General features: G+C 68.7%; 8 protein-coding genes. 2 read left to right on the top strand and 6 right to left on the bottom strand.

Features of this window, described 5'->3' with window-relative positions:
- Nucleotides 1–285 precede the first annotated feature (285 nt).
- Nucleotides 286–1,026, top strand: coding sequence for a hypothetical protein (locus tag ACV7NQ_RS14855; RefSeq protein WP_463360199.1), 741 nt, complete (start codon nucleotides 286–288; stop codon nucleotides 1,024–1,026).
- A 64-nt stretch (nucleotides 1,027–1,090) separates the two neighbouring features.
- Here the strand turns inward: ACV7NQ_RS14855 and ACV7NQ_RS14850 are convergent, their stop codons facing one another.
- From ACV7NQ_RS14850 to ACV7NQ_RS14825, 6 genes are all read right to left on the bottom strand, one after another.
- Nucleotides 1,091–1,978 (bottom strand): NRDE family protein, encoded by an 888-nt coding sequence (locus ACV7NQ_RS14850; RefSeq protein ID WP_463360198.1) that lies wholly within the window; start codon nucleotides 1,976–1,978, stop codon nucleotides 1,091–1,093.
- 130 nt (nucleotides 1,979–2,108) lie between these two features.
- The gene (locus tag ACV7NQ_RS14845) at nucleotides 2,109–3,440 is read right to left on the bottom strand and encodes a S1 family peptidase (protein ID WP_463360197.1); all 1,332 of its coding nucleotides are present in this window, start codon (nucleotides 3,438–3,440) and stop codon (nucleotides 2,109–2,111) included.
- 110 nt (nucleotides 3,441–3,550) lie between these two features.
- On the bottom strand, nucleotides 3,551–4,915 hold the full coding sequence (locus ACV7NQ_RS14840; RefSeq protein ID WP_463360196.1) for a S1 family peptidase: 1,365 nt from the start codon (nucleotides 4,913–4,915) through the stop codon (nucleotides 3,551–3,553).
- A 165-nt stretch (nucleotides 4,916–5,080) separates the two neighbouring features.
- Complete coding sequence (locus ACV7NQ_RS14835; protein ID WP_463360195.1) at nucleotides 5,081–6,235, bottom strand: hypothetical protein; 1,155 nt, start codon at nucleotides 6,233–6,235, stop codon at nucleotides 5,081–5,083.
- Between the two features lie 36 nt (nucleotides 6,236–6,271).
- Entirely contained in the window at nucleotides 6,272–8,902 is a 2,631-nt protein-coding gene (locus tag ACV7NQ_RS14830; protein WP_463360194.1) for a LuxR C-terminal-related transcriptional regulator, read from the bottom strand.
- Complete coding sequence (locus ACV7NQ_RS14825) at nucleotides 8,895–10,523, bottom strand: Hsp70 family protein (protein ID WP_463360193.1); 1,629 nt, start codon at nucleotides 10,521–10,523, stop codon at nucleotides 8,895–8,897. Before ACV7NQ_RS14825 ends, ACV7NQ_RS14830 begins: the two co-directional genes overlap by 8 nt.
- Nucleotides 10,524–10,791: 268 nt before the next feature.
- On the opposite strand from ACV7NQ_RS14825, the gene ACV7NQ_RS14820 reads away from it, so the two are divergent.
- Nucleotides 10,792–11,538, top strand: a complete 747-nt coding sequence (locus ACV7NQ_RS14820) for an IniB N-terminal domain-containing protein (RefSeq protein WP_463360192.1) — start codon at nucleotides 10,792–10,794, stop codon at nucleotides 11,536–11,538.
- Nucleotides 11,539–11,899: the final 361 nt, after the last annotated feature.

The following is an 11,899-nucleotide window of genomic DNA, read 5'->3' as shown; positions in this document are numbered from 1 at the left end:
TGTGATGAATATCACTCAAAATGTTCCGATCCCGGCGTGACTCTCGCTGTCAACACCGTAAACACGACCCATCAGGTCAAGCAGGTGAGGACAGGCTTAGTTCCCAAGGTTGGTAATGCATCTCGCATCTTCAATCCCATTCGATTACGCTCACGACGTTCTATTTGCTGTGCCCGTCTTCGCACTGCTCGGGGAGGATCCAGGGTCAGACCGCCCGGATTGAATGAGCTCTCGCATGAGGGAGATGGCACGCATGCAATGCCCTGTTGATGGATTGGAAACTGAATGAAACTCCGCAGCACCGTACCGGCTGCCGCGATGGTCATCGGCGCGATGACCATCGGACTGGGGTCCGCGCATGCCGAGCCGCCCGCGCCCGCGCCCGAGCCGCCCGTCAGCTACTCCATCAAGCTGGTGGACAAGACCGTCGTGACGACGCTCAAGGGGGGTACCTTCGAGCTCGCCAAGTCATCCGAGGACGTCAAGGAAAACGACCTCTACAACATCAAGGATGACCGCGGCAACCTGCTTGTCTCGCTGCCGGTCGGCTTCAAGGTCGGCGAGTCCGAGGTTCCGGTCAAGCCGGTGCTGAAGAACGACAACAAGGTGCTCGAGCTGACCCCAGAGCAGGGCGTGGCCGGCGACCAGAAAGTCAACACCGTCAACGTGGTGGCCAAGCCGATCGCCTCGGCGATCGAGAACCAGCGCGCGCAGAACGAATTCGCCAGCCAGTTCGGCATCGCTACCGCGGTGGGCGGCTTCCTCGGCACCGCGACCGGCGTTATCATCGGCGGCGTTGTCGGCTGCATCCTCGGCCTGCCGCTCCTCGGTGTCGGCTGCATCCCGGCCGCGATCGCGGGCGCCGGCATCGGCGGCATCCTCGGCACCATCGCCGTTGGTGGCCCGGCACTGGCCATCGCGGGCATGGATCTGGTCAACACCCTGCAGGCGGCGGACGGCACCACCAAGTGGGCTGACAAGCCCGCGCCCGTGGCGGCGCCCGCGCCCGCGGCCGCGCCGAAGTAATTCGACGCCATACTCGACCGGCCCGCTCCCGAGGGGAGCGGGCCGGTTTGTTGTTTCGGGGGCGTCAACTCGGCGGCAATTCCAGTGTGCCGGTGAACGACACCTCGCCCGCACGGCTTCCGAACCGCCCGAAGGACCGCTCGACCATCTCGAACGACCCGTCCTCACGGACGAGCAGCACCGTGCTCGCTCTGGTCCCGTGCAACACATGCGCGACGAACCTGGCCGACACCGCACGCTCCAGCGGCAGCTCGATCCCGGTGTGCGGCAACTGATCATCCGGTGCCTGGGTGCGATCGGCAAGCACCTCGAAGTATCGATCCACGGCGCCGGGATCCGACTCGACGACCGCGCGCAGACCGAGCACGCCGTCGCGCATCTTGGGCCAGATCGGTTGCGGCGCTGTCAAAGCCGCCGCGGGGCTGGGCGCGGCCGACGCGATGAACAGGCCGTTGGACAGTCCGTGGAAGCCGGGGGTCAGCTCGAGCGGTGGGGTCGCACTGCGGTTGGAATGCCACCAGAGCGTTTCGAGGTCCGAGACCATCAAGTTGTACCCGTTGTAGTCATCCGGTGTCACAGCGACGTCGAGAACGTACTTTTCGGGGCCGGGTAATTCGCCGCTGGGATGCCGGTTGTCGGCGCCGCGTAGGAAATCCATCAGCAGTGCGCCGCGCGAACGGGCATCAGCGCGCATATCGTTGGGATTGCGCACATTGGTCACCGTGGCGAATCGGTTGCGTCCCTGTGCCTCTCGGGTCAGTCCGAGCCAGGTGCCCGGCGGATCGTCCGCGGCCTGGCCGATGGCTCCCAAATCGCGTCCGGCCAGCAGACCCGGCACCTCCGGCCACCATCTCATCGGTTCGGTCGGCCGGGTGTAGAACTCATCTCGGTTGGCCGCCACGATCAATCGGTACTCCGGATGCGCACGCCAACCGATCAACACCAAACACATGTACTCCAGGATGCCGGAACCTACCGGAGGCGGACAGCGCATTCACCCCTCGGGTGGGCTGTCCGACAGCGCAATGACAGCAAAAAGGCCGACAGCGTTCACGCTGTCGGCCTTTCGCGCGATCCGAGGATCAGTTGGTGCGAACCCGCAGACCCGGGTTATCCGAGAGCACCACGCTGACCGGCTGCGCGAACAGCTGCGGCACATTGCCGGTGAGTGCGCCGATCAGGTTGGGGATCTCGCAGATCGGGAAGTCGGCGACCGACGACGCGCTGGAGATGCCGAGGGCCATCCGACCGGTCACGATCGGGCCGCCGCTGTCGCCGGGCAGCGCGCAGATATTGGCCGAGAAGCTCTGGGTGAGTTCACGGTCACCGACCTGCACGGTCTGATCGACGGCGTTGACCACGCCACAGCTGAAGCCGGTACGCGAACCGGACTTGCACACCGGGGCGCCGACGACCGGCGTCGCGACACCGTCGATGAGGACGGGCGCCTTACCCGGCACGCGCACCCCGTTGTTCGCGAAGCGGTCCTTGGCCTGATCGTTGATTCGCACGATCGAGTAGTCCTGGGCGCCGAGCACCGACTTCTGGAAGGTGCCGAGCTGGCCGCCGGCCCGGTCGCCCTGCAGCTCGAACACGCCTGCCGCGTTGTCGGTACCCGCCGACGGGACGTCGGGGTTGCAGTGGCCCGCAGTGATGTTCACGGTGTTGCCGTTGCGGTCGGTGCCGTTGAAGCCGAGCGAGCAGCGCAGCGACATCTGTCCGGCTACCGAGGCGAACCCGTCGCCGCCGGCCAGCGCGCCCTGCTGCAGGCCACCAGCGATCTCGCCGGCCTGGGGCAGGTTCGCGGGCTCGCCGGCCACCGGCGGAGCCATCACGATGACTCGTGCCGGGTCGATGAAGCTCGGCATGGGCAGGCCGGGCCGGTCGACCCGCACCGCGATGCTGTTGTTGACGGTGTCGATCACCGCGCCGCGCACCAGCGCGGTCACCGCCTCGGGCTGTCCGTCGAGCCACCGTTCGAACGCGCTCTTCTCACCACGCAGCGCGGCTTCGCTCTTGGCGACATTGCGGACCTCGAACCCGGCCGACTCGGCGGCCGTGCGGGCCTCGTCGGCGCCGGGGCCCTGCGCCAGTGCCACGACGGCGCGGCCCGCGTCGTCGAGCCACGATCCGGCGAAGACCTGCGGGTACTGGCGCTGTGCCGTGGTAGCGAAGGCCGCGGCCTGCTGCGCCAGGTCGGCGCGGTGCAGATACTCCTGCGGAGAGATCTTCAGATCGCGCGCGACGGCGGCCGCCAGTTCGGCGGGCAGCCCGGCGTTCGGATCGGGTTGTGCCGTCGCTACTGCCGCCGTAGGACCGAACAGCAGAATCGCCGCCGAGGCGGCGATCGCTAATTTTCGGACCCGGGTCTGTCGCGCAGCTGATCGGAATTGACCTATACGTGGCAGGAGCATGCCCAGACTATATGGGCTACGGCCCGGTATGCCTACTCCAGCCGGTGTGCTGATTCGGCCAATTCCGACAGAACCGCCGCGACCTCCGGCGTAGCGCGTCCGCGCGCCTCCTATCCGGCGTTCTGCTTGGTGCGCAATGCGACACCGCTGCCAAGCCCGCCACCCGAGGACGCGTCGATGTCGGCGAGGATCGAACGGATCGGAATGCCCAGCGTGGCGGTGCCGCCGTACTGCGCGAGCGCCATGTTGGCCTTGTTGCAATCCGGCGCGTCGGCGGCGTTGGAACCGCTGGTGATGCCGAGGGCGAGGGTGCCGGTGACGATCGCGCCGCCGCTGTCGCCGCCGAGGGTGCAGGCCGAACTGGCGAAGCCGCGCACGGTCTTGCTCTCACCATCCGCGGTGAACAGCTGCGTCTCGACCCGATCGGCTACCACGAACCCGCAGGTGAAGGTGGAGGACTGCCCCGACTTGCAGATCGGCGCGCCGGTCACCGGTTCGGCGGTGCCGGTAATGGCCAGCGTGGTGCCGTTGGAGCCGCGCACCGACGGCTGGTCCATGCCCGCCTTGACCGCACGATCGTTCAGCTTGATCACCGAGTAGTCGAGCGCGGTCGGTCCGCCCAGTTTCGCCTGTACGAAGGAGCCGAGCTCGGGGCTGTTCGGGATGTCCTTGACGTTGGGCAGGTACACGCCGGCCTGCTGGTCGTCCTTGCCGAGGTTCGGGTCGCAGTGGCCCGCGCTGATGTTGAGCGCGTTGCCCACCGCGTCCACGCTGTTGAAGCCGAACGAGCAGACATCGACGCTGCGCAGCGCGGTGTCGTGCAGCGAGCCGGGCGCGCTGATGTAGGTGTCGCCGCCCATCGGGCGCCGCTCGACCGGGCCGCCGCTGCCCGGTGACATGATGACCTTGATGTTGGCGATCAGCGTCGGCAGGTTGAGGACGCGGCCCGCCGGTGTGTTGGCGACGGTCAGCACCAACTGGCTGTTGAGGACGTCGATGGCGACCGAGTTGATCGCGGTGGACAGCTCACGCGGCAGCGTCATGATCCACTGATTCAGTTGCATCATTGAGTTTTCCAGGCTGTCCGCGGAGATCGGGGCCAGTCGGGTCTGGTAGCCGTCGGACGAGGCGATCCTGGCGGCGTCGAGCGAGGTGACCGCGACGATCGGCCGACCGTCGGCGCCGACCCAGGCGCCCGCGAAGGCATCGGGACGTTCCGACCGGAAGTCACGCGCGTAATTGCTGAGCTGCTGGGCGCGGGCGGAGCGTTCCAGGTACTCCGCTGGCGTCATCTTCAGATCGCGCGAAATGGCTTGCACCAGTTCGGCGGGGAGGTTCTCGGCGGTCAGCTGGGTGGGCGCCGCCGGATCCGCTAGCGCGGGAGTCGTGGCGAGCAGGGGAGCGAGGAAAACGGTCGCGGCGCATCCGATCGTCGCTGCCCTGACCGCGGCGCGAGGCGCCACCAACTTGCGCATGAAGTCCCTTCGTCGGCACAGGCGTGCCAGCTACATCGGTGGCCCACAGCCTGAATCCGTTGGCGCACAGTCCTCGTTCAGCAACAGACCGGTTTCGGCAAATTTTCCGACACCACCGGTCAGCGCATCACTTTAGGGCACAAACCGGGGTTGGTCGCTACCAACTCAACGAGGACGTGGGATCTCCAAGGTGGGCAGCTGTTGCCAGCCGGGCGTCGGGCGAAAACGGAACGGATTGGTGAAGGTCCGTGACGGCCGCGTCGTGGTCGTGCTCGGGGTGGTCGTCGGGGGCTCCGTGGTGGTGGTCTCGGGTGTCGTTGTGGTCGGTGTCGTTGTGGTCGGCGGCGGTGTGGTCGTTTCCGGCTCGGTGGTCAGGTTGATCGTTACCGGCGGTTCGGTGGTCGGGGCGGGCGTGGTCGGCGGCACGGTCGGGAAGTTCACCGGCGGCCCCGGCAGCATCGGGCTCACCGTCACCTGGTTGGACTTGGCGTCGCGCAGCGGCGGCGCCTGGGTGGCGCCGTCGTCGCGGAACACTATGGAGACGCCGAAGCCGCCGAGCACCAGCCCGATCAGCGCCGCCGCTGCGATCAGCAGGGGCGTGCCGCGGCGGTCCTGCTTCTTCGCGTCGGCGGCCGGTGTGTCGGGCGCCGCCGGATTTCCCACGTTTGGGAACTGTGCGACGATCGGATCGGCGATCGAGATCGCCGCCGAATATGCCTGTAGCTGTTGCGACCCGGGCGTTGGCACCGCTGGCATCACGTCGGTGACCACCATCGAGTTCTCGGCATTGCTCGGATCCGGTGGCGTGGTTCCTGCCGGTGTCGCAAGCACCGAGGCCAGCGCCACGCAAGCGGCGTCGTAGGCGAACGCGGCCTCCGGGTCGCCGATGTCGGTACCTGGCAGGTCGCCCTCGTCGACAAGCACCACCGAGCGCAGGCCGAGATAATCCATCGCCTCGCGCAGTGCCTGGACGTGCTCCGCGGGCCAGCCCGCTGGATGGGTGGCATAGAACTCGGCGGGGCCGTTGAGGTGTTCGGCCGCCAGATTGATCAGGCAGAACAGCGCGGTCGCGACCAGATCCTCGGCACGGTACGCCTCGCCGTCGTCGACGGGGATGCCTGCCGGATCGCCGACGCGGGATGCGTACCGGGTGATGGAGTGCGAGTGGCCCGCCGGCGCGGGCCCGCCGAGGACGGTGTCACCGTCGTCGGACATGTGCAGGATCGAATCGCGGACGATGAACTGAGGTTCACCGGCGTCGGTCACGATCGCCGCGGTGCTCTCGTTCTCGGCGATGCGCAGGCCCACGCCTGTGGCCATCCTCAATACCTCGCTTCGCTCGACCCGCACCACACATCACACCAGCAGCGAGCCGTGTCCCATAGTGCGGAGCATCGACAATAACTCCGAACGGGATCTGGCACCGATCCGGCGGCGGATGCGGGCGACGTGATGCTCCACCGTCTTCGCGGAAATGTACAGGCGCGCACCGATCTCCCGGTAGGTCAAACCTAGCAGCACCAGTTCGGCGACCTCCCGTTCGCGCTCGCTCAGGATTGTCGTCGGCTCGGGCGCCCGGTCGGACGTGGAAACCTGCCGACCGTCCGGTGCGGCGGCCGGTGCGGGTGGGCGGCTCGTCGGTTCTTGTGGTCGCGCGTCGGTGCGGACCGTGCGGGCCAGCTCGAGCAGTGCCGTCGCGGTCGGGGAATCGGCGGCGGCGAGCGCGGCCTCGCTGGCGAGCCGGGCGGCATCCCAGGTCAAGCCGATCTCGGTGAGTCTGGCCACGGCCGCCTGCACCGGTGCGACCGCGACCTGCCCGCGCAGCACCAGCACCCAGGTGCGGCCCGCGTCGGCCAGCACCGCGGCGTGCCGGTCGCCTGCCTCGGCCGCGGCCTTGAGCAGGTGGGCGTGTGGCAGTAGCTCCTCGGGGCTTTCGTGTGCTATGGCGGCCTGGACGCCATACCAATGGAAGGCGTTGGCCCAGGCGGGCGGTTGGTCCAGGCGCCGCAGCAAAGCCAGCGTGGCATCCACCAGCGGCGTCACTCGACGTTCGTCGTGCAGCCGGATTCCGGCCAGCCACAACTCGCCGATCGGCAGCAGCGTGAGCAGGTCGGCGTCCACGTCGTCGAACAGCGGACACGCGGCCTGCCAGGCCCGGGTGAGCGCGGTGTGATCTCCGCTGCGCCGGGCCAGCCCGACCGCGACACCGTGGGCGAGCAGTCGATCGCGGGTGTCGAGCGCATCGTGGTGCAGCGCGGCGACGGTCGCCGCGGCCGATTGTTCGTCGCCGCCGAGCATCGCCGCCCACGCCGCGAGCACCTGAAGTTGATGGCCGCGCAGGCCGCTGGTGGTGGCCCGGCGCAATGCATCGCCGGCGCGGCGCGGCTCGCCGGTGCTCAGGCACAGCAGGGTCGCGATGGACGCCGCGGTGCACGGCAGGAACCGGTCCGCGCCGGCATCGGCCTGGGCCGCCTGAATGAGTGCGGATACCGCTGCGGCGGTGCCGGTTTCGTGCTCGACGATGGTGTTCGCGAGGGAGGTCGCGATCAGGCGTGCGTGCGCGTTGGCCTCGGTCGGCGGCCATTGCGTCGACGAATGGGACATTTCCGCGGCGGCGCGAACGTCTCCCGCGAGGTACAGCACGGTCGCGCCGACTGCCCAATCCGCGCCGACCCGATGCGCGCCGAGCCAGGTGTACAGCTGCGCCGCGCGGCCGACCAGACCCCGTCGGGTCAGTACCGCCGCGCAGATCCGCACCGCCGCAGTGAGTTCCGGCCCGCTGACACCCGATCGCGCCAGCACCGGCTCGGCCAGGCTCATGGCGGTCTCACAGTCGCCGACCCGCGCGGCCGCTTCGGCCCAGCGGACCGCGATCAAGTCGGGGTCGGCGCCGCTCGCCGCGGCCGCCGCGTAGTATCGGGCCGCGTCGCGACCGGCCTTTGCCGCTGCGGCACAAAGGAATTCGGCCAGTCGATGGTCTTGCACTCCCGACTCGGCCAGCAGTAGCGCGGTGTGGTCGCGCAGCAGGCCCGCGTCGAGTCGTGCCGCCAACAGCCTGCGCTGCACCGCGACGAACCGGCGGTCGCCGAGTAGCGTGCGCAGCGGAGCGACCGCGGGGGTGAGCAGCAGGTCGGCGTCGGTCACCAGGGCGCTGGCCCTGGCCCGATCGATGAGATCTTGCGCCGCAGCCGATTCCACACCGAGCACCTCGGCCAGTTCGGTCGAATCCAGTCCGGTCCCGGTGGTGGCGACGACCATCGTCTCGAGCAGATCGGGCTCGAGGTTGTCGAGCATGGCACGCGACCAGTCTGCGACGGCCTCGTCGACCGCGCGGATACCGGCGTCGAGCCGGGCCGAGCAGGCGGCGGTCAGCGCGGCGACCACGCCGCCGCGGATGCCCGCGGTCTGTTGATGGATGTGCTGGGCCAACGGCCGCGGCACGGCCATGCCGAGTTCGCGGGCGAACGGGGCGATATCGCTGACGCCGAGGGTGCGCAGGTCGACTACGCGCCCGCGGCGCGCCACGGTGTCGGTGAGCGTGCGCAGGCCTGCATTGTGCGGGCGGGGCTGGGCCGCGATGATCACCGTGTGCTCGCCGGATTCGATAGTCGCGCACAGGGTTTCGAGCTCGGGTTCGCTCAGCGTGTGGGCGCTGTCGATGATCAGGGCAGGGCGCGGCGGCGCGGAACCCGTCGATGCCGCCAGTTTGCGGATTCTATTGCCCGAGTGCGTCTCGATCTCGACGTGGACCGTGGGGGCCTCGTTGGCGGAACCGATCCAGGCCATGGTCGGCGCGAGCACCGCGAGCTCGTCCCGCAGCGGTACCCCGTGCGCGCGCAGCCGGGTACGGATCACCGAAAGCAGGGTGGATTTGCCGGTGCCGGAGCGGCCGCGGATCAGATAGACAACCGGCCGCTGATCGGCGTAATCCAGTTCCCGGAATATCTCTCGCGCGCACGGCAGCGTGTCGAACGCGATATCAGCCACCGGTGCCTCCGACGATCTGCGCGGGCGCGCGCAGCACCGAGCCGACGGCGCAGCCGACCGTGTCGACGGTGTTGTTCAGCGCGTCGGTCGGCAGGCTCGGGATGGGCGGCGGGCCGGGAGCGGGAACTGGCGCGGTTGGCTGTGGAACCGGTTGCAGCGCAACGGGTTCCGCAGGTGCGGAGTTGCCGGGCGCGGGTTGGATTGCTGCGGGTTGTCCGGGCACGGGTTGTCCCGGCGCGGGCCGACTGTTCACCACGGCCACGGACGTCGCGCCGGACGAGGCGGAGCCCGGCTGTCCCGCATCGGGTTTCGGCTTCGCGCCGCCGTTCGGATCCGCGACCGCCGCCGCCGATCCCGGTGCGAGCGACCCGCCCGCGCCGGTGGTCGCGGCGACTTCGGCCGCGCCGGACGACGTCGTCTGCTCGGTCGATGCGGGACGGTTCGGCCCGGACTGCGCGCCGGTGCCCATCGCGACGGTGCCGGTGGCCAGCAGGCCGAGGACCGCCGCGGGCACGGTCGGTGCGCAATCGGCGGCGGACAACAGATCCGTGGCCAGCGCGGCGGCGCCGCGCGCGCTGGTGTGCCCCGGCTCCGGGCCGGCGACCACCGGCAGCCCGAACTCGGTAGAGATCAGTTCGGCCACCAATGGAATCGCGCCGCCACCACCGGTGAGCAACACGCGGCCGATATCGCTGATATCCAGTCCGGCCCGATGTACCGTGTCCCGAATCAGATCGGTTGAGGTCAGCAGCGGTCCGCGCAGCAGATCCTCGAGTTCGCCGCGGACCAGCCGGATGTCGTCGGTGCGTTGATCGGACGGATCCAAACGCACCGGAACCACGGTCGCGGTGTTTATGGAAAGCTCTTCTTTCGCCTTCCTGCAGCGGTCACGCAATGCCGCTAATTCTCGCTCGATCACCGGGTCGAACGGATCGAATTCATTTCCGTGTAGCGCGTTAGCCAGGACGTAGCGCATCGTTAGCAGATCGAATTCGCCGCCGGCCACGTCGGTGGTACGCAGTGGCGTGCCGAGTAGGGCCGTGTGTTCGCCGGTCCGGACCACGGAGACCGTGAGGCCGCTGGCCCCGAGGTCGTAGACGATCACCGCGCCGTCGCCGAGCGGGCCCTGCGCGGCTTCGAGCCAGCGCGCCGCCGCGGTCGGTTCCGGGACCAGGGTCACCTCGCGCAGGCCCGCGCGATCCAACGCGGCGCGCTGCACATCGACGGTGTGCCGCGACCACCATGCGGGGTGGCAGGCGACCGCGGTCGAATCCTGAGTCGTCGTCTCCGTGTCGACCTCGTCGATCAGGCAGTGGACGGCCGTGGCCACGAGATCCGCCGCGGAATGCGATGCCCCGTCCTCGGCGAGGATGTCGGCCGGATCGCCGACCCTGGCCAGGAAGCCCCCCAGCACCACGTCGCTGGAATGTTTGCCCGCGGACCTGGCATCGGTCCCGAAGGCGGGCGCGGCGTCCGCGGCCAGCCGCAGGATGCTCAGGTGGGTGAATACGGCACCGCCACCAGCGGGTCCGTTATCGCCGTCGCCGACCTCCCCCGTCGTCGCCACTGCAACCGAATTCGACGCTCCGACAGTTATGCCGAGCGCCAGACGCTCTGTCATTCGATAACCCCGTTCGAAAAGACTCTGTGGTCCGGTAGTCGCTGGGTTGTCTTGCCGATCGTCGGTTCTGTCGGTTGCTGGCGAGCCGCCGTTACCGACTCGGTGCAGCTTTGGGAAAATTCCCCTAATGATCCACGTGCCCCTATCGGGCGCCCGCGGTGCGCAGTATGGGTTGGCCCCGTTTCGAAGTAATGCGATGTGTCCTTAGCGTGAAAGCATTCCAACGACCGCGGATCGCGAGGGTCCGCTCATCCAGGAGATGATTTCGATGACATCCAACGCGATTCTAGAGTTCATCCTCAATTTGCTGCGCAACCACGACGCCGCGGTGGCGTACTGCGCCAACTCGGGACAGGCGCTGGCCGCCGCCGGCCTGCCCACGGTGACGGCCGAGGACATTGCCGCGGTCGCTCCGATGGTCGCCGAGTCGGCGCTGATCACCGGCGGCTCCCAGCTGTCGGCGATCGTGGCGGCCAGTTCGCTGGCCGCCGCGGAGGCGGGCGCCGCCGCCGATGCAGGCCTGAATCTGGGCGCCGGTCTACAGAGCGATATCGACCTCGGGCTGAACGCCGGAACCGGACTCGACCTCGATCTGACCTCCGGACTGAACACCGCGATCGGCGTGGGCCTGCAAGCCGGCACCGGCCTGGAGACGGGGATCGGCACTGCGGCCGGTCTCGGCGGCGGATTGTCCGCAGGTGTTGGTGGAACTGTGCACTCCGGGCTGGAAATGGCTGCGGGAGTGGGTGGTTCGGCTGCGCCCGGCGCGCCCGGCGCGATCGGTGCCGGCACGCACGGCACCGCGGATGTCGGCGGCAGCGTCGGCTCGCACGCCTCCGGCGTCGCCTCCTCGACCGTCGGCGCAGCCGCGAATACCTGGTCGTCACTGGATGTTTCGAACGCGTTCGGCTCGGGCGTGGACAGTTCGGTGGGCGCGCACGGCGACACCGGCGTCGCATTGTCATTGCCGGACAGCTCGATCAGGGCAAGAACAGGTTCGTCAACGCGCTGTTGAATCTCGATATCTGCCCGGTGGGCAACGACGCGACCACCACGGTGACCACCATGCTTTCGCACGGGCCGGAACCACGCGCCCACCTGGTCGTCGCTGGCCCGGATGGCCGTCACGCTGATTCGGCTCGGCGTGCGGGATTCGGCCACGCTGGTCAGCGGAATTGACCAGCCGCAGCGGGGTGGATGAACTGCGTTCGGTGCTGGACGTCCAGTTCGGCCAGCGTGCCGACTCATCGGCGCAGCGCCGCAGCAGGTCGCTCGCACTGTCGCGATCAAGGATTACGAAACGTCGTAGGCAAGCGCAGTACCTACCCTCCGTGCCCAGCGGGTGCGGTGCGCGGCGCCCGCCTGCGGGTGTGAAC

Source organism: Nocardia sp. Tas62D01 (assembly GCF_055232035.1).
The sequence above is the reverse complement of the archived record's forward strand: the minus strand, read 5'-3'. Positions and strand labels throughout refer to the sequence as shown.

Coding starts and splice junctions, on each gene's coding strand:
- ACV7NQ_RS14855 (WP_463360199.1), top strand. CDS start 286: ATGAAACTCCGCAGCACCGTACCGGCTGCCGCGATGGTCATCGGCGCG.
- ACV7NQ_RS14835 (WP_463360195.1), bottom strand. CDS start 6,235: ATGGCCACAGGCGTGGGCCTGCGCATCGCCGAGAACGAGAGCACCGCG.
- ACV7NQ_RS14850 (WP_463360198.1), bottom strand. CDS start 1,978: ATGTGTTTGGTGTTGATCGGTTGGCGTGCGCATCCGGAGTACCGATTG.
- ACV7NQ_RS14820 (WP_463360192.1), top strand. CDS start 10,792: ATGACATCCAACGCGATTCTAGAGTTCATCCTCAATTTGCTGCGCAAC.
- ACV7NQ_RS14825 (WP_463360193.1), bottom strand. CDS start 10,523: ATGACAGAGCGTCTGGCGCTCGGCATAACTGTCGGAGCGTCGAATTCG.
- ACV7NQ_RS14840 (WP_463360196.1), bottom strand. CDS start 4,915: ATGCGCAAGTTGGTGGCGCCTCGCGCCGCGGTCAGGGCAGCGACGATC.
- ACV7NQ_RS14845 (WP_463360197.1), bottom strand. CDS start 3,440: ATGCTCCTGCCACGTATAGGTCAATTCCGATCAGCTGCGCGACAGACC.